17 protein-coding genes are annotated in these 17,897 nt (G+C 61.2%); 10 read left to right on the top strand and 7 right to left on the bottom strand.

Going from position 1 to position 17,897, the window contains the following annotated elements; translation table 11 throughout:
- Window positions 1-552: a DUF4245 domain-containing protein gene (locus HMPREF1219_RS00990; protein ID WP_211212591.1), complete on the bottom strand. Its 552-nt coding sequence runs from the start codon at window positions 550-552 to the stop codon at window positions 1-3.
- 403 nt (window positions 553-955) lie between these two features.
- On the opposite strand from HMPREF1219_RS00990, the gene glpX reads away from it, so the two are divergent.
- A complete protein-coding gene (glpX, locus tag HMPREF1219_RS00985) occupies window positions 956-1,972 on the top strand; it encodes a class II fructose-bisphosphatase (RefSeq protein WP_016457132.1) in 1,017 nt (338 codons plus the stop codon).
- Window positions 1,973-2,105: 133 nt separating this feature from the next.
- Complete coding sequence (locus tag HMPREF1219_RS00980) at window positions 2,106-3,512, top strand: class II fumarate hydratase (RefSeq protein ID WP_016457131.1); 1,407 nt, start codon at window positions 2,106-2,108, stop codon at window positions 3,510-3,512.
- Window positions 3,513-3,645: 133 nt separating this feature from the next.
- Here HMPREF1219_RS00980 and HMPREF1219_RS00975 read toward each other — a convergent pair whose 3' ends face one another.
- Window positions 3,646-4,341 (bottom strand): GntR family transcriptional regulator, encoded by a 696-nt coding sequence (locus HMPREF1219_RS00975; protein WP_245554357.1) that lies wholly within the window; start codon window positions 4,339-4,341, stop codon window positions 3,646-3,648.
- A 425-nt stretch (window positions 4,342-4,766) separates the two neighbouring features.
- Here HMPREF1219_RS00975 and HMPREF1219_RS00970 point away from each other — a divergent pair, with 425 nt between their 5' ends.
- From HMPREF1219_RS00970 to HMPREF1219_RS00950, 5 genes are all read left to right on the top strand, one after another.
- On the top strand, window positions 4,767-6,065 hold the full coding sequence (locus HMPREF1219_RS00970) for an NRAMP family divalent metal transporter (protein WP_016457129.1): 1,299 nt from the start codon (window positions 4,767-4,769) through the stop codon (window positions 6,063-6,065).
- 150 nt (window positions 6,066-6,215) lie between these two features.
- Window positions 6,216-6,968 (top strand): LamB/YcsF family protein, encoded by a 753-nt coding sequence (locus tag HMPREF1219_RS00965; RefSeq protein ID WP_016457128.1) that lies wholly within the window; start codon window positions 6,216-6,218, stop codon window positions 6,966-6,968.
- A 1-nt stretch (window position 6,969) separates the two neighbouring features.
- A complete protein-coding gene (locus HMPREF1219_RS00960; protein WP_016457127.1) occupies window positions 6,970-7,635 on the top strand; it encodes a 5-oxoprolinase subunit B family protein in 666 nt (221 codons plus the stop codon).
- Complete coding sequence (locus HMPREF1219_RS00955; RefSeq protein ID WP_016457126.1) at window positions 7,628-8,593, top strand: 5-oxoprolinase subunit C family protein; 966 nt, start codon at window positions 7,628-7,630, stop codon at window positions 8,591-8,593. Before HMPREF1219_RS00960 ends, HMPREF1219_RS00955 begins: the two co-directional genes overlap by 8 nt.
- A gap of 182 nt (window positions 8,594-8,775) precedes the next feature.
- Window positions 8,776-10,404 carry an MDR family MFS transporter gene (locus tag HMPREF1219_RS00950; protein ID WP_016457125.1) on the top strand — a complete coding sequence of 543 codons (1,629 nt, stop codon included), beginning with the start codon at window positions 8,776-8,778 and terminating at the stop codon, window positions 10,402-10,404.
- 13 nt (window positions 10,405-10,417) lie between these two features.
- Here the strand turns inward: HMPREF1219_RS00950 and phoH2 are convergent, their stop codons facing one another.
- From phoH2 to HMPREF1219_RS00935, 3 genes are all read right to left on the bottom strand, one after another.
- A complete protein-coding gene (phoH2, locus tag HMPREF1219_RS00945; RefSeq protein WP_016457124.1) occupies window positions 10,418-11,806 on the bottom strand; it encodes an RNA 5'-3' helicase PhoH2 in 1,389 nt (462 codons plus the stop codon).
- Between the two features lie 333 nt (window positions 11,807-12,139).
- Entirely contained in the window at window positions 12,140-12,784 is a 645-nt protein-coding gene (locus HMPREF1219_RS00940) for an LGFP repeat-containing protein (protein WP_016457123.1), read from the bottom strand.
- 152 nt (window positions 12,785-12,936) lie between these two features.
- Window positions 12,937-13,710 carry a hypothetical protein gene (locus HMPREF1219_RS00935; protein ID WP_016457122.1) on the bottom strand — a complete coding sequence of 258 codons (774 nt, stop codon included), beginning with the start codon at window positions 13,708-13,710 and terminating at the stop codon, window positions 12,937-12,939.
- A gap of 18 nt (window positions 13,711-13,728) precedes the next feature.
- On the opposite strand from HMPREF1219_RS00935, the gene HMPREF1219_RS00930 reads away from it, so the two are divergent.
- Window positions 13,729-14,127 carry a DUF5997 family protein gene (locus tag HMPREF1219_RS00930; protein WP_016457121.1) on the top strand — a complete coding sequence of 133 codons (399 nt, stop codon included), beginning with the start codon at window positions 13,729-13,731 and terminating at the stop codon, window positions 14,125-14,127.
- Window positions 14,124-14,393, top strand: coding sequence for a hypothetical protein (locus HMPREF1219_RS00925; protein WP_016457120.1), 270 nt, complete (start codon window positions 14,124-14,126; stop codon window positions 14,391-14,393). The genes HMPREF1219_RS00930 and HMPREF1219_RS00925 overlap by 4 nt, the downstream gene beginning before the upstream one ends.
- A 158-nt stretch (window positions 14,394-14,551) precedes the next feature.
- On the opposite strand, the gene glyA is transcribed toward HMPREF1219_RS00925, so the two are convergent.
- Window positions 14,552-15,853 carry a serine hydroxymethyltransferase gene (gene glyA / locus HMPREF1219_RS00920; RefSeq protein WP_016457119.1) on the bottom strand — a complete coding sequence of 434 codons (1,302 nt, stop codon included), beginning with the start codon at window positions 15,851-15,853 and terminating at the stop codon, window positions 14,552-14,554.
- Between the two features lie 366 nt (window positions 15,854-16,219).
- Here glyA and coaA point away from each other — a divergent pair, with 366 nt between their 5' ends.
- On the top strand, window positions 16,220-17,149 hold the full coding sequence (coaA, locus tag HMPREF1219_RS00915; RefSeq protein WP_016457118.1) for a type I pantothenate kinase: 930 nt from the start codon (window positions 16,220-16,222) through the stop codon (window positions 17,147-17,149).
- A gap of 13 nt (window positions 17,150-17,162) precedes the next feature.
- On the opposite strand, the gene HMPREF1219_RS00910 is transcribed toward coaA, so the two are convergent.
- Window positions 17,163-17,720: a flavodoxin domain-containing protein gene (locus HMPREF1219_RS00910; RefSeq protein ID WP_016457117.1), complete on the bottom strand. Its 558-nt coding sequence runs from the start codon at window positions 17,718-17,720 to the stop codon at window positions 17,163-17,165.
- Window positions 17,721-17,897: the final 177 nt, after the last annotated feature.

The raw sequence follows: 17,897 nt of genomic DNA, 5'->3' as shown, positions 1-17,897 counted from the left end.
TTAGCGGTCCGACACCTTCATCGTCGCGGCGATGAGCTCGTCGATCTCCGAGACATCGGCCGAGCCTGTAAATACGAGCCTGTGCGAACCGAGGTCCACGACGCGCAGGTCGCGCTCCCCTTCGGCCTGGAAGAGTCGCACCTCGTGGCCTTCCACCGTGCTGGCGCCGACTTCCTCGTACGGCGCGTCGTATGAATCGATAATCTCTTCTGTGGTGGCTGCGGTCTGCATGAGCTGGGCGAAAGCACCGTTAGGGGTAACCCAGCCGACGGTCGGGGCGGCGTTGCCCGCAAAGTCCGAGCGACGCGCGGAGTTCGGTATCCACTCGTCTCCCAACTCGGGCAGGACGATGGGGAACGTCGAGTTGGACTGCTCCTGCTGCACAAAATTTGCTGCATCGACTCGTTGCACCGGCCCGTTTTCCGGCACGCCGGGATTAAAGGAGCACAGTCCGGTAAACCCTACGGAGATGAGCATGATGATCACGATCACGACCATGGAGAGGACCATGTCCGGCATTCCTTGATAAATCCGGGGTTTCTTTTCAGCCACGGCTCTGATTGTGCCAGACGCTCTTTACCACGCACCATTCACGGTTACGATTGCGGTTGCGGTTGCCGGATCGGCGAGGCGTACTTTGCTATCCGTGAAGCCGATGGCCGTCTCGGCGAAAACAGCCACGGCGCGTTTGACGTGTGTCAGATGTGGATATTCGGGCTTGCCGGGATGCCATTCACCCCCGATTTAGCACCACAATCTGGTTGGTTCTCACGCGTCTAACTGCGCGTTCCCTCAAGCGGGCGAGATTTTCCGTGTGGTCATAACCATATCGTCATTTCTACGGTTCGACAGTAGTAACCTGAGAGTTAAGTATTCATAACTCTGGTACATACGCTGGTGTTTTGCGCCGGCATGGCACCGGAGTCTCCCAATCGCCCGTAGGAGGCATTATCTCATGACTGTTAACCACCCCGAAGCACCGGATCGCAACCTCGCCCTTGAGCTCGTCCGAGTGACCGAGGCGGCAGCTTTGGCAAGTGGCCGGTGGGTCGGCCGTGGCGAAAAGAATTCGGGCGATGGCGCTGCCGTGGATGCGATGCGCAAGCTCATCAACTCTGTGGAGATGCGCGGCGTTGTGGTCATCGGCGAGGGCGAAAAGGATAAGGCCCCGATGCTCTTCAACGGCGAGGAGGTCGGCACCGGCCGTGGCGCCGATGTGGACATCGCTGTGGACCCCATCGACGGCACCACGCTGATGGCTGAGGGCCGCCCGAACGCCATTTCTGTTCTCGCCGCCGCCGAGCGTGGCTCGATGTACGATCCGTCGGCTGTGTTCTACATGAAGAAGATCGCCGTTGGCCCGCTGGCTGCTGGTGCGATCGATATTGAGGCACCGGTGAAGTACAACATCGAGGCAGTGGCCAAGGCGAAGGACAAGCCTGCCTCCCAGATCGTCGTGTCGGTTCTGGATCGTCCCCGCCACGAGGGCCTCATTAAGGAAATTCGTGAGGCCGGCGCTAAGGTGCGTCTCATTCACGATGGCGATGTCGCAGGCTCCGTCGCTGCCGCTCAGTCGCAGACGATGAACTCCGTCGACATCTGCATGGGCACCGGCGGCACCCCGGAGGGCATCATCACTGCGTGCGCAATGCGTTGCATGGGTGGCGAGATTCAGGGCATTCTTGCTCCCCGCAACGATGAGGAAAAGGCCAAGGCACGTAACGCCGGCCTCGACCTCGACACCGTGTTGACTACCAAGGATCTCGTCCGTTCCGATAACTGCTTCTTCGTTGCAACCGGTGTGACGAACGGCGATATGCTCCGTGGCGTGACCTACAGCCCGGATGGCGCCATCACGCGTTCCGTGGTCATGCGCTCCAAGTCCGGCACTGTGCGCTACATCCAGTCCGTCCACCAGCTGAAGAAGCTGCAGGAGTACTCCGTGGTGGATTACAGCCCCAAGTCTGTCTAGGGTTTTACCTCCTTCAAGCCCCGGCCTCGTGCCGGGGCTTTTTCGTGCCGCCCATGTTCCCTCAGATGGCGCACTGGAACGCCGAAAACAGCTAAGGTAGTAGGTGTTTACATAGTCGAGACAAGGAAGTGAAATGTCAGACCAGGAATTTCGGATTGAACATGACACCATGGGCGAGGTTAAGGTCCCTAAGGACGCACTGTGGCGCGCACAGACCCAGCGTGCCGTGGAGAATTTCCCCATCTCAGGTCGTGGCCTGGAATCCCCGCAGATTTCCGCACTCGGACAACTGAAGGCTGCATGTGCACAGGTGAACAAGGACCTGGGCCTGCTTGACGCAGAAAAGGCCGATGCCATCATCGTCGCCGCCAAGGAGATCGCCGCCAACGAGCACGATGACCAGTTCCCCATCGACGTTTTCCAGACCGGTTCCGGTACGTCGTCCAACATGAACACCAACGAGGTTATCGCCTCCCTCTGCCACAACAAGGGCGTGGAGGTGCACCCCAACGATCACGTGAACATGGGCCAGTCCTCCAACGATACGTTCCCCACCGCCACGCACATCGCCGCCACGGTGGAGACGGTCACCGATCTCATCCCGGGCCTCAAGGTACTTCACGAGGCACTCGCTGAAAAGGCAACGCAGTGGGAAGAGGTAGTCAAGTCCGGCCGCACCCACCTCATGGATGCCACGCCGATCACCCTCGGCCAGGAGTTCTCCGGCTACGCCCGCCAGATCGAGGCTGGCATTGAGCGCGTCCAGAACGTTCTCCCCCGCCTCGGCGAGCTGCCGATCGGCGGCACCGCAGTGGGCACGGGGCTCAACACCCCGGCCGAGTTTGGCGAGAAGGTCACCGCTGAGCTGGTCAAGCTCACCGGCGTGGAGGAGCTTCGCCCGTGCAAGAACCACTTTGAGGCGCAGGCCGCCCGCGATGGCCTCGTCGAGTTCTCCGGCGCGATGCGCAGCGTCGCCGTGAGCCTGAACAAGATTGCCAACGACATTCGCCTCATGGGGTCCGGCCCGCTCACCGGCCTGGCCGAGCTTCGCCTCCCGGAGCTGCAGCCCGGTTCGTCCATCATGCCGGGCAAGGTCAACCCCGTGCTGTGCGAGACTGCAACCCAGGTCGCAGCCCAGGTTATCGGCAACGATGCCGCTGTCGCCTTCGGTGGCGCGCAGGGCCAGTTCGAGCTCAACGTGTTCATTCCGATGATGGCTCGCAACGTGCTGGAGTCCGCTCACCTGCTTGCTAACACCGCACGCGTGTTTGCTGAGCGCCTGGTCAAGGGCACCGAGCCCAACGTGGACAAGCTGCGTCACTCCGCAGAGCGTTCGCCCTCGATCGTTACCCCGCTCAACTCCGCGATCGGCTACGAGAACGCCGCCAAGGTGGCAAAGACCGCCCTCAAGGAGGGAAAGACCATCCGCCAGACGGTCATCGACCTCGGCTTTGTCGACGGCGACAAGCTCACCGAGGAGGAGCTGGACAAGCGCCTTGACGTGTTGAGCATGTGCAACACTGACCGCGACGCCCGCTAATTGGGATTTATTTCGGTAGGCCTAGCCTTTAGGCAACTGTCGCCCCAGAGAACTGGTTCCCTGGGGCGACAGTTTATTTTTCTATTGTTGTTCACCACCCACCGGCTGGGGTTCGGACTGAGGCGACGGGGGTTTAATCGTCGAAAAGCTCAGTCTTGTAAAAACCGAGACCCATGAACAGCTCGTTGTGCGCGGAGATGAGGTACTGATCCAGGAGCTCGGTGGCATCCTTCATCGCCCCACGCTCCATGAGCGAGAGCAACTGCCCGTTAATCTTGGAGTAGTGACCGTGGAGGCCGGGGATATCGTCGTATTGGAGGAAGGCGATGCGGGAACGGGCGTTGATCGTCTGCATCGCCTCGCTCAGCGTTGCCGACCCGGCAGCATCGACGATGGCCTGATGGAACCGGCCGTTGGCGGAACCGACCGCCATCCAGTTGCTATCACGAATAGCGGATAGCTGTTCCGCGTAAATAGAACGCAATAGCGTGAGGTAATGCTCGTTGCCTTCGAGGAAGTGCAGCGCCCCCACCTCCACCACCCGCCGGAACGAGTAAATGTCATTGAGCAGCGCGGGCGTGGTCTTGAGCACGAACACGCCCCTGTTGGGCAGGTGCACCACGAGCCCGGCATGGGCGAGCAGCCGGAACGCCTCCCGGAGCGTGTTTCGGGAGATTCCTAGCTCCTCGGCTAGCGCCACCTCTGCGAGACGCGTACCGGGCTCAAACTGGCCGTCGAAGATCTTGAGAGTGAGGGAATCGGCCGCAATCTCCGCGGTGGTCCGCACGTTTGGGGTGGCGGAGTTCGAGGCGGTTCTCTCTTCGTCCACGTTCGATACCACGAAGTCAGAACGTCGGAAAAGGTTTTCTCCCCCACTTTCGGGGGTGGATCCGGGGGTGTCGGCGAGAGAACGCATGATATTTATCTTTCTTCCATTTAACGCAGCTTATGGCTCTTAAGTGAGATTAACCACATGTCGAGCACGAAAAAACGCTTGAACGAAGTTTATGTCGAATTTATACTTTGATTATAAAGCATCGTTCAACAACTTTGCTAAAGAATTTCCGGGTCGACCCCCTCTCGCACCGCCGGATTGACAATCAACATGCTGCTTATTACGCGCTCGGTCGATCACGCTAGCCAAATGATGACGTTCGCAGCCAGTATGGGATGCACCCGAGGTATTCACGGAGGGGAATATTTTCCATTCCGAAGCCTCCGGCGTACTTCACAACACCGCGAAAGGAGGCGGACGTGGCCACACAGTCGCACCGCAACTTCAACGAGAATGACACAGGGACCCCCGTTGCCCCCGCAACTCCCCCACATGATGTAGCTCAAGGCGGCAAGAAAAGGAAGAAGAAAAAGGAAGCCTCGTCGGCGATCGTGGGAGCCATCTTCCTCATGGCCACCTCCGCCATCGGGCCAGGCTTTCTCACCCAAACCGCGGTCTTTACCGCCAAACTCGGCGCGGCGATGGCGTTCGCCATCGTCATCTCCATCATCATCGACATCTGCATCCAGCTCAACGTGTGGCGGATCATCGCCGTCTCCGGCAAGCGCGCCCAGAACCTGGGTAACGCGGTGCTCCCCGGGCTCGGGTGGCTTCTCACCGTGCTCATCGCCCTTGGTGGCATCGTGTTCAATATCGGCAACATCGCCGGAGCGGGGCTTGGCACGGATGCAATGATGGGCCTCGATGTCAAGGTAGGTGGCGTTCTCACCGCCGCCATCGGCTGCGCCCTGTTTATGTCCAAGCGGGCGGGCATGGCGCTCGACCGGTTGCTCGTCATCCTCGGCACGCTCATGATCCTTCTCACCACCTACGTCGCCATCGTCTCCCAGCCTCCGGTAGGAGAGGCGCTCAAGAACGTGGTGCTCCCCTCCACCATCGATGTGGTTGCGATCACCACGCTCGTCGGCGGAACCGTGGGCGGCTACATCACCTACGCTGGTGCCCACCGAGTTCTTGACGCGGGCAACACCGGGCCGGAATCCGTCCCCAGCGTGACGAGGAGCTCCATCACCGGCACTCTCGTCACCGGAGTCATGCGCATTCTCCTCTTCCTCGCCGTGTTTGGCGTGGTCGCCGGCGGTGTCACGTTGAGCACGGACGGCAACCCCGCCGCCGAGGCCTTCCAGGCCGCTGCTGGTGACCTGGGAATGCGGTTCTTCGGCGTGGTGCTATGGGCGGCCGCACTATCGTCCATTGTCGGCTGCTCCTACACCTCCGCCACGTTCATCGTCCCCACCGGCGAGGAACACCGGAAGAAGCAGAACCTCATCACGATCGCCTTTATCGTTTTGTCGTGTGGCCTGTTCATTGTGCTGGGCACGGCGCCTGCGAAGCTGCTCGTCTTCGCCGGGGCGTTCAACGGGTTGGTTCTCCCCATCGGATTTACGCTCATGCTCTACATCGCGGTATTCCGTCAGCACGATCTGCTCAAGGGGTACAAGTACCCGAAGTGGCTGGTGAGCCTCGGATGCGTGGCGTTGGTGGCCGCGTGGTACCTGGCGTTCCGGAGCTTTTCCGGCATCTGGAGCATCCTCTAACGGGCGCGGAGCACACGGCCACACGGGCAGGTGCGGGCAGCCCACTGCCCACGGCGGCCAACAGAAAATACACTTAAGTAAGAACAACGTGGGTAGCACAGCGATCACTTACGGATCCTTAAGCCCGCGTACATGAAAAGGAACGTTTAGGTGGCTACTATCGACCTCAACTGCGACCTCGGGGAGAGTTTTGGAAATTTCCGCGTCGGCAACGATGAGGAGGTTCTCAGCCTTGTTACCAGTGCTAACGTGGCCACGGGTTTCCACGCCGGTGACCCGCTCGTCATGCTCACCACCGTCCGCAACGCCAAGGCGAACTCCGTGCGCATCGGCGCGCACGTGGGCTATCGCGATCTAGCAGGCTTTGGCCGACGCTTCATCGATTACGATCTCGACCAGCTCACCGCCGAGGTGTTGTACCAGATCGGGGCCCTCCAGGCCGCCTGCCGTGCCAGTGGGACCGAGGTGGAATACGTCAAGCCCCACGGCGCCCTGTACAACCGCATCGCCCGTGACGCAAAGCAGGCCCAGGCGGTGATCGCCGCCATGAAGCTCGCCGATCCACAGTTGGCCCTCATGGGGCTGGCCGGTTCCCCGGTCCTCGCGTGGGCAGAGGAAGCAGGGCTGTCCACCATTTCCGAAACTTTCGCAGACCGCGCCTACGAAAACGACGGCTCGCTCGTCCCCCGTTCCCAACCCGGCGCGGTGCACGAGTCGGTGGACGAGGCCGCAGGCCAAGCGCTGAACTTCGCGTTGGGCGAGCCGATCACCGCGGTGGACGGAACCAAGGTGTCCGTGGCTGCAGATTCCATCTGCGTCCACGGAGACAACCCGCACGCACTCACCGTGGTGCGCACTATACGGGACACGCTGACAAAGAACGGGATCGCGGTGAGTTCCTAGTATGAAGGCCAGACCATGTGGCGATGCCGCAGTGCTCATCGATTTTGACGAGGCCGAGGCCGAGGGTGCCAAGATGACCGTGCAGGATGCTGTGCTTTCCATCCACCAGCGGCTGAAGCAGGCTCAGGAGGCGGGGCTGAAGGGGATTGTGGATATGGTGCCCGCCGCCCGCACCCTCCTTATCATGCTGGATCCCAAGGTGCAGCCACCAAGGACTTTTGTGGCCAAGATGGAATCGCTCTCCGTGGAGCGTTCCGCCACGGCGGATGACAAGGACGAGGCGGACGTGGTGGTTGTCCCGACGGTGTACGACGGCCCGGATTTGGAGTCGGTTGCGGCCATGTGGGAGACGACCGTGGAGGACGTCGTTGCTCGCCATTCCGGCATGCTGTGGCGCGCGGCCTTCGGCGGTTTCGCGCCGGGCTTTACGTATTTGCTCCCCACCGGTGAGTTCCCCACCGTCGCCCGTCTGGATTCTCCCCGCCCCCGCATTCCCAGCGGGTCCGTTGGCATGGCGGGCGCGTTTTCAGGTGTCTACCCGCAGCAAAGCCCTGGGGGCTGGCAGCTGTTAGGCCACACTGATTTGCAGATGTGGGACACGTCGCGCACCCCACCGGCTCTCATCCAGCCCGGCCAGCTTGTTCGCTTCGAGGTGCGCAATGACTGATCACAAAGTACAGGGCACACACGTAGGACAGGATGGTAAGGACACTCTGGTGCACACGAGTTCGCAGGACACTTCCCCGGCGCTGACCGTGATCAACCCCGGAATGCTTGCGCTCATAGAGGATCGCGGCCGGTTCGGCTACGCGGGGATGGGAGTTACCCCGTCAGGTTGCTTCGACCGCCTGAGCTTTGCGCGTGCGAATCACGTCCTGGGCAACAGCCAGGACGCGCCGATGATCGAGATTTTGCACGGCGGTTTTGAGGCCAGGTTCGAGTGCGCCACGACGTTTACGATTCTCGGCACGCGCGCCCCGGTGGAGATCACCCACCCCGGCGAGCGTCCGCGGATGGAGTACACCCAGGCGGTGTACGACGCTGTTCCCGGCACTGTGGTGCGTCTTTCCGGTGCGGAAGCCGGGATGCGGGCCTACTTTGCCATCCGGGGCGGGTTCGACGTCCCCACCGAGTTGGGCAGCGCGTCGAGGGACACGATGAGCAACCTGGGGCCCGCTCCTTTGGCGGCTGGGGACGTTGTGAACGCGGGGCATTTTGTGGAGGAGGACCCGTGGGTGCCACGCGTGCGGGCGATACCCCCGGTGTGGCCGAAGCGGTCGCAGGAGCTGCTCACGGTGATTTTGGGCCCGCGGTCGCACTGGTTCACCACCACGGCGATCTTCGATTTCCTGTGGCAGGAATACGTTGTGAGCGGCAACTCGGACCGCATTGGCGTGCGGCTGGAGGGGCCTAAGCCGCTCACGAGGTCGATTAATGACGAGCTTGCCAGTGAGGGAACGGTGCGGGGTGCCGTCCAGATTCCCGCCAACGGGCAGCCCGTCATCTTTGGCCCGGACCACCCGGTCACAGGTGGGTACCCGGTCATCGGTGTCCTTTCGGCTCGTTCCGCCGACCGTGTGGCCCAGCTTCGGCCCGGGGATACGGTCCGGTTTACTGTGCGCTAGCTTCTCACTTGTCGACACCCACCGCCCGTCCATCCTCGGTTGGGGCCCGCGGAAGCGGGCCCCTGCCTGGGGTTTAGCCCTCACGTTTGCAAAAATTCTGGTACGGCGTAGTATCGCTTAGTCATTCGTTATCAGCTATTGATAATATCAAAACTTTTGCATTGCGTAATAAGTGAGGTTACGTGGACAACGAACGCCTAGAAAACCCTCCGTCGACACCCGAGTCGAAACGTCAGTCTACAGACCAGTCGAGCACCGCCTCGGCCTCTAAGCACCACCACTCCCCATCGGATAACCAGCGGGTGTGGTTCGCGTTCATCGCCCTCATGCTCACCATGCTGATGAGCTCGCTGGGGCAAATGATCTTCTCCACCGCACTGCCCACCATCGTCGGTGACCTCGGCGGCGTGGAGCTCATGAGCTGGGTCATTACCTCGTTCATGCTGGCCCAAACGATCGCGATGCCGATCTTTGGCAAGCTAAGCGACCAGATGTCCAGGAAGCACCTCCTCATCGGTGTCATTGTCGTGTTCATTGTGGGTTCGATCATCGGTGGTTTTGCCCAGTCGATGACAATGCTCATCGCGGCGCGGCTCGTCCAGGGCACAGCGGGTGGCGGACTCATGATCCTCTCCCAGGCGATCACCGCCGAGGTGGTTTCCGCCCGCGACCGTGGCAAGTACATGGGCATCATGGGTGCGGTGTTCGGCGTGAGCTCCGTGCTCGGTCCGGTGCTCGGTGGCTGGTTCACCGACGGGCCGGGCTGGCGCTGGGGCCTGTGGCTCAACGTCCCCCTCGGCATCGTCGCCATCGCCGGTATCGTCTACTTCCTCCACGATTCCGGCGTGCACGCCCGTGTCAGCGTGGACGTGTGGGGCGTTTTGACTATGGCAGTGGCCACCTCAAGCCTCATCCTCATGTCCACGTGGGGCGGGAACACGTACGAGTGGAGCGACCCGATCATCATCGCCCTAGGAATCAGCGCGGCAGTCTTCTACGTCGCCTTCTTCTTCATCGAGCGCAAGGTGAAGGACCCCCTGGTCCCGCCGTCGGTGTTCTCCGTGCGCAACTTCAATCTCACTACCTTGGCCGGCATCGCCACCGGTGTGTTCATGTTCGGCACCCTGGCGTACCTCCCCACCTACATGCAGATGGTGCACATGATGTCTCCCACCAAGGCGGGCCTCATGATGACCCCGACGATGGTGGGCATGCTCATGACCTCCACGCTCGTGGGCAACCTCGTCACCCGCTACGGGCGTTACAAGTGGTACCCGGTGGTGTCCATGGTTGGCACGTTCTTTGCCATGGTGGCGCTGAGCTTCATGGAACCGGACACCCCGCTGTGGGTGGTGGGAATCATGCTGCTCGTCCTCGGTGCCGTGCTCGGCATCGGGATGCAGATCCTCGTCCTCATCGTGCAGAACTCGTTCTCCCTCTCGCAGGTGGGAACGGCAACGGCCGCCAACAACTTCTTCCGCCAGATCGGCGGCACCCTGGGCTCCGCCCTCGTCGGTGGTCTCTTCACCGGCGCGCTCACCGATAATCTCAAGGAGCGACTACCCCAGGCGATCGCGCAACTGCCTCCCGAGGTCCAACAGCAGATGGCACAAGCAGGCGGCGGACCCGCCATCGAGAACCTCACCCCGGGGATGCTTTCTGGGCTTCCCGAGGCGATCCAGATGGCGGTCCAGCAGAGCTACTCCGATGCCCTTACTCCGATCTTCTTCGTCCTGTCTCCGCTTGCCCTCGTCGCGGCCCTTATCCTTGCCTTTGTCAAGGAAGAGCCGCTGAAGACGGAAATTAAGTAGACGCTCTCGCTGGCTAGTGGCTCTCGAGCAGATCCGTCACGAGCTCGGCGATGGGCGAACGCTCCGACCTGGTCAGCGTGATGTGGGCGAACAAGTCGTGCCCCTTGAGCTTCTCAATGACGGCTTGCACGCCGTCGTGACGGCCCACGCGTAGGTTGTCTCGCTGGGCGACATCGTGAGTGAGAACCACCCGCGAGTTCTTGCCCAGGCGGGACAACACGGTGAGCAACACGTTGCGCTCAAGGGATTGCGCCTCATCGACGATGACGAAGCTATCGTGCAGGCTCCTGCCGCGAATATGCGTGAGGGGAAGCACCTCCAACAGCCCGCGGGATTCCACTTCCTCCAGCACGTTGTCGGATACAAGCCCCTCCAACGTGTCATACACCGCCTGGGCCCACGGGTTCATCTTCTCGTCCTCCGACCCCGGCAGGTACCCCAGGCTCTGCCCGCCCACGGAGTAGAGAGGCCGGAACACCACGATGCGCTTGTGCTGGCGCCGTTCCAACACACTTTCCAACCCGGCGCACAGCGCCAGCGCCGATTTTCCTGTGCCGGCCCTACCGCCGATGGAGACGATTCCCACCGATTCGTCGGACAGCAAATCGAGGGCGATCCGTTGCTCGGCGGATCGCCCCGTGATACCAAAGGCTTGCTGGTCTCCGCGGACGAGCCGGACGAGCCCATGCGGGGTGACCCTGCCCAGCGCCGAGGAGCTGCCCGCAGTGAGGGAAATGCCACAGTGAACCGGCAGGCTGGACACCGGCTCCTTGGAAATTGTGTCGATGGCATCCACTTCCACCACGCCGTCGCGGTACAAAGCATCGATGACGGACTTCTCCACCTCCGCGTGGGCCATTCCCGTGTAGCCCGAGGAGACAACGTCCTGGGCGTGGTACTCGTCGGCCTCGAGGCCCACGGCACCAGCCTTGACGCGCAGCGGAATGTCCTTGGTAACCAGGGTCACCCTGTGACCTTCCTTCTGCAGGTTGAGGGCGCAGGCGAGGATGCGGTGATCGTTTTGGAAGTCCTTGGCAAACGCGGACGGGAGGATCGATGGGTCCTGGTGGTTGAGCTCCACACGGAGGGTGCCACCCTCCTTGCTCACCGGGATCGGCTGGTCGAGCCGGCCGTAGGTGCTGCGGAGATCTTCCAAGAACCGGAGCGCCTCCCGCGCGTACCAGCCCAGCTCAGGGTGGTGACGCTTCTGCTCTAGTTCGCCAATGACCGCAAGCGGGACCACAACCTCGTGTTCCGCGAATTTTCGCAACGCCCAGGGGTCTGAGAGCAGAACGGACGTGTCCAATACGTAGGAGGTGGTGGGGGTTGGGGTGTGGCCGTCAAGAGCCGGGTCAGAAGCAGTAAGCGACTCGGTGTGTGCTATGTAGGTTGATGAAACCATTGCGGACAATCCTTTTTCAGCGCGACGCGTGACACGCGCGCCGAGTTGTAGTGCAGGCAACTTTCGTGCCGAGCGAAACGCGACTGTCCTTTCTTTCTTACCGATGGCCGACTCACCTCACCCGGTGCGCTCACAAGCAAGAAGCGCGGGGTTCATCGAGTTCCTCTCGGCTACTGCCCACCGTAGCAACCCTGGGTTAAAATCACAGCGCTGTAAGCTGAACACCAGGTTAACTTTGCCCCCGCGCGGCGGACCACCGCAATGGGCACACAAAAAAGTGGCACGCGGAGATTCCGCGTGCCACTCAATGCTTTATTTAGTTACGCCGTCAGGCTACTTGGCCTCGACAACACCAGAGAAGGTGCCAGCCGCGTCCTTAACCCAGCTGATGGTGCCGGAGACGAAGGACTGCTCCCAACCGGAGCCGTCGGTCAGGGCGACCTCTTCGTCGGTGGGGGCACCAACGGTGGATGCGAACGCACCAGCGTCGAGCCACTGCTTGGCGATCTCACCGTGGATGAGCACCGCACCAGTCTTGGGGGTGTAAGCAAGGTAGTGGTTGTAACCGTCGCGCTCGAAGGTTGCGAGCCACTGGCCGTCGCCGTAATCCTTCACCTCGTTGACGTGGCCGAGCTTGGAATCGGCGCCACCGAGAGCCTCGTACTTATCGGCGATGGCCTCCGGAACCTTGACCTCGTTACCGTTGGCATCGGTCAGGGTGGTGGTAGCAACCTCAGCACCGGTGCCCTCGCCGGTAGCGGAAGCGGTCTCGGTGACCGTGCCGGTGGTGACGTTGGTTTCGGTGACCTTGTTGGCATCCTCGCGTGCCTGCTGCTCCTCAGAAGCCTTGGCATCTGCGGACTCGACAGCAGAGCTGGAGGCCGGATTCTCGTTAGCCGGGGAGCAGGCGGCCAGGCCCAGTCCCAACATGGCGGTAGCAGTGACAGCGGTGAGTTTCTTCAGCGTGGTTGTCTTCACAACAATTCCTCATTTCAATGCAGTAACAATTTTCAAATTACTCAACCATTATGCGGTTGTTTACTTAAATTTTCAATTATTGCAACAAAACTACCAGCGGTTTTTCACGCTCTTCCTGCACTAATACAACAATGACGGAGTAATTGTTCCGGTCACCGCCGTCTGTTATTGCGTCGTCCCCGGTCGTTTTTCCTCCGTCGAGAGGCCCGGCGGTCACCGCCGCCACCGCCTCGTGTGCGTTTTGTGGAGGCCGTGGCCGCCACGGACCCACGTTTCGCCCCGGACTTTGAACCGGCAGCCGCGTTCGCCCCCGCCTTCACGCTTCCGCGGGACGAGCCCCGCGTGCGACCTTTCATCGTCCCAACAAGGTCCTGGATCGCATCGCAGTCGTCGTCGACAAGCCAGACGAGAGCAATGTCGGTCGACCGATCGGAGACAAACGGAAAGTGACGGATCTGCTTCTTGGACAGCACTTTGAGGAGGGGGCGAGGGGCAAGCACAATACCCACGCCCGCAGCGGCGACGGCGAGGGCGTCGCGCACGGCGGGGACATCCACCTGCCGGTCCTCACTGATCGCCCAATTGACAATCTCGCCCTCGACCTCTGCAGGAGACACCCGCTCGGGCTCCATTTCAGCCAGCTCGGTCTCCTTCCCCACCGCGATACCCGGCTGCTCAGTGTAGAGGACAACCCGATGCATCTCATCGGTGAGCCGTACGTCCGGGAGGCGCACGAGCGCCACCGGCACCGGGGCCGACGCATCGCTTGCCTCGCCACATGCGCGCTCCTCCACCCTGGTAAGAAAGGCACCCAACGCGTCATCGACGCGGGTGGTGATGAGCTCGGGGTGCGTCGTGTTCTCGTGGTAGCGGTCAAACCACTTACCCGGCTCCGTGCCAGTACAGAAGAAAACTTCCATGGTCATGGTGCAAATGATACCGTTATGCACGTGAGTGAAAGCGATAGCAATGTGCGCCGCGAACCGTCTTCGCAGGCGATGAAGCCGCAAACAGCGGCGAATAAACTCGGCATCTATCTCCCGGCGACACCACCGGAGTTCCAGGAGAACGCGTTGACACACGCCGAATTCGTCGAGCTGCAGAAGAATCCCCCGGAGTGGCTAGCCACCCTGCGTCGCGAGGGGCCCCACCCCCGCAAAGTGGTCGCCCAGAAACTCGGGATTTCCAACACAGCCCTGAAAAACAGTGGTCTCACACCACCGTTGACCACGGCTGAGATCAAGGAACTCCTCGCGCAGCAGCCGGAATGGTTGGCCAAGGCCCGCAAGGACATGGCGCTGAAGCGCGCGGAGCACAGCGCACCGAAGGAGGAGGGTAAGTGAGCCCCGAAGGACACGAGGGATACCAAGGTTACGAGGAGCACCAGGAGCGGCCCCGCCGCCAGGTAGACCACGTCCACTCCTCCCCCTTCAACCCACACCTGGACGACGGGCACGAACTGGATGCCGCCAGCGAAGACAGCTTCGACCGCCACGGCGGGATCTCCAAGCTGACAATCGCAATGTGGGTGATGATCTCACTCATCGTGGTGATCTCCGCGGCGTGGATGCTCATCAGCTACCTACGTGGTGAGCTCATCATCGGCTAACGCCGGCCACAGGCCCCACATCCGCAGTCGCAACGCACGTGGCGACTGCACGCGGGCCCGCACCGCCTACAGAAACGTTCACACCCCGGCACCGTCAATCCGATGGTGCCGGGGTGTGCTGCTACGTCCTGGCGCGCGCAGTCGCTCGCGTGGCGCTTCTAGCAGATGGTCCAGTTCTCATAGCCTTCGTACAACGGGTACTGCTCCGCCAGCTTCTTGGTGCGTGCGCGAAGCGACTCAATATCCGCGCTCTCGCCGGCGGCAAGGGCGGTGCCGATGATATCTGCAACCTCACGGAAACCGGCCTCATCAAAACCACGCGTGGCCAGTGCGGGCGTACCGATGCGCAGGCCGGAAGAGACCGCCGGCGGACGCGGATCGAACGGTACGGTATTGCGGTTGATGGTGATTCCCACCTCGTGGAGAAGGTCCTCACCCTGCTGGCCGTCCATCGCGGAATTACGAAGATCAACCATCACCAGGTGGACATCGGTCCCGCCGGTGAGCAGCTCGATTCCGGCCTTCTTGCAATCCTCACCGCTGAGCCTCTCAGCGAGGATCTGGGCACCGTCGAGTGTGCGCTGCTGGCGCTCCTTGAACTCCTCCGTGCCGGCAATCCCCAGGGCCACGGCCTTGGCCGCGATGACGTGCATGAGTGGCCCACCCTGCTGGCCCGGGAACACCGACGAGTTGATCTTCTTTGCCCAATCCTGCTTGGCCAGGATCATGCCCGAGCGCGGTCCCGCCAGCGTCTTGTGCACCGTGGTGGACACAACGTCCGCGTACGGTACCGGGCTCGGGTGAAGCCCTGCGGCGACGAGACCTGCGAAGTGGGCCATGTCCACCCACAGCTTCGCACCGATCTCGTCGGCGATCTCACGAAAGGCCTTGAAATCCAGGTGCCGCGGGTAGGCAGACCAGCCAGCGATGATCACGGCGGGGCGCTCCTTGAGAGCCATCTCGCGCACCTGATCCATATCGAGCCGGTGCGTCTTTTCATCCACGCCGTAGGCGACAACCTCGTAGTTCTTACCGGAGAAGTTGAGCTTCATGCCGTGCGTGAGGTGCCCGCCATGGTCCAGCTTGAGGCCCATGATCTTGTCACCCAGATTGGCTAGCGACATGAGGACGGCGGCGTTTGCCTGCGCTCCGGAGTGCGGCTGTACGTTGGCAAAATCAGCGCCGAACAGTTCGCGAGCCCTGCTACGAGCGAGATCCTCGATGACGTCGACGTTTTCACAGCCACCGTAGTACCGGCGACCGGGGTAGCCTTCTGCGTACTTGTTGGTGAGAATTGATCCCTGTGCTTGGAGCACCGCACGCGGAACGAAGTTCTCCGAGGCGATCATCTCAAGCATGTCGCGCTGGCGATGTAGCTCGTTGATAATTGCCTCGTACACCTTCGGATCGAGTTCTTTGAGCTCTCGATAGCGTACGTCGTTGGAATTCGGTGCAGTCATAACCTAGTCCGAAACCTTTCTTCAGAGCGATTGTGGGTTATCCGATTACCGGCGTGCAAACCACTTGCGGAGGCCACATGGCCTGTTGTCACTCATTTTAGGGAATGTGACGTGTCGGCGTTGGTAAAAATACTACGTTTTATCTCACACTGGTTAATACCAGCAGCTTATACACTTTCCACACATCTCGCGCAGTTCAGATGAATATGACGTGCATTATTGCGCCACATTTTCATTACCGCTATCATTTCCCCCACCCCTTTCCGGGGGTTGACCTCCACGCCGGCTCTCGCTGTCTACCGTGACATTGACACGTTAACTCCCCCAGGTGCTCCACTACCGGATGACAACGGGCAAAATAGGACCATGGCTAAACGACCCCCGGACCCGAGCCCCTACATCGACTTCGGCCGTGAAGAATGGCGCGAACTGCGCCAAAATACCCCCCAGGTGCTCACAGCCGAGGAGGTAGAAAAACTACGGGGCATCGGCGACATGATCGACCTGGAGGAGGTCTCCGATGTGTACCTTCCCCTTTCCCGCCTCCTCTATCTACAGGCGAAGGCGCGACAAAAGCTCACGGATGCGACCGCTGACTTCCTCGGAACGCCCACGTTCCGGGTCCCTTTCATCATCGGGATCGGTGGTTCCGTGGCAGTGGGGAAATCAACAACGGCACGTGTCCTCCACGTCCTCCTGCAGCGGTGGACATCGACTCCCCGGGTGGACCTTGTCACCACCGATGGGTTCCTCTACCCCAGCGAGGAACTGCAGCGGCGCGGGATCATGAACCGCAAGGGGTTTCCTGAATCCTACGATCAACGCGCGCTTCTGCGGTTTGTTACCGATGTGAAGTCCGGCAAGGAGGATGTGCTCGCACCCGTGTACTCGCACCTCAAATACGATCGGGTGCCGGGCGTGTACACCCACGTGAAGAAGCCGGACATCCTCATCCTGGAGGGGCTCAACGTGCTTCAAACGGGACCTACCCTCATGGTGAGCGACCTGTTTGATTTCTCACTCTTTGTGGATGCCGCGGCGCAGGACATTGAGCGCTGGTACATCAACCGCTTCCTCGCCCTCCGGTCGACCGTGTTCACGGAACCAGATGCCCACTTCGCGCACTACTCCCGCTTATCAGAGGAGCGTGCCCGCGCGGAAGCCCGCGAGATCTGGCAATCCATTAACCTCCCCAACCTGGTGGAGAATATCCTCCCCACACGGGTGAGGGCCTCCCTGGTCCTATGCAAGGGGCCCGACCATCGCGTTCAACGCGTGCGCATGCGCAAACACTGATTTGGGGCTGAGGCTACCTGGTTTCGGCCCACTTGATAACGGGCGCCGCCAAGGAGACATCGACCTTGTCAAAGCCGATGGCCCCCGATGCGACGAGTTCTCGCTCGAACGCAGTGGCTCCCGGCTTGGACGAGTAGTACAGCAGCATGGCTTTAATGGCCGTCCGATGGGCAAGCTTGAGCTTGGGGTAATGGATGCGCCCGGGCACATAGAACCGCTCAACGCGATCCTTCTCATCGCCGAAGAACTTGGCGGAGCTATCCTTTTTCGCCGCCTTCTCCGGGTCAGTCAGCCCCACCGAGACAAACGCGACGTGCTTGGCAGACCCCTGTGAGATGAGCGCCTTATCCAGCTCCCGGGCGACGCATGCGGCGTTTTCTGCCCCGAGGAGCTTCACCCCGTAGACCGGTCCCACGAATATCAGTGGAGCTTCCTCTACCAGGCCCTCGCTCGGCAGCTCCACGTCGGTGATATCCACCGCTTCTCGCCCCAGCTGCTTTGCGATTTCTTCGGCGTAGGCCTGTGATGATCCGTACACCGAGGAGAAGAAAACCCTTTTTTCTGCCGGCATCGTGGTCCCTGTCACCCTCTCATCGATTGTGGTCGCACCCCGTACGTGCAATGGTTGTAACCCGAACGCACCTTACCAGGCCCCCACTGCCACACCAATGCGTGTGCCTTTCGCTCCACAGAAAGCGGGCGTTCCAGCCGGGGCTCTCACAGGGCGACTGGCACGATCCTGCGGGTG

It is taken from the genome of Corynebacterium pyruviciproducens ATCC BAA-1742, from assembly GCF_000411375.1.
In the GTDB taxonomy this organism is placed as follows: domain Bacteria; phylum Actinomycetota; class Actinomycetes; order Mycobacteriales; family Mycobacteriaceae; genus Corynebacterium; species Corynebacterium pyruviciproducens.
This window is presented reverse-complemented; position numbering and strand designations above follow the sequence as displayed.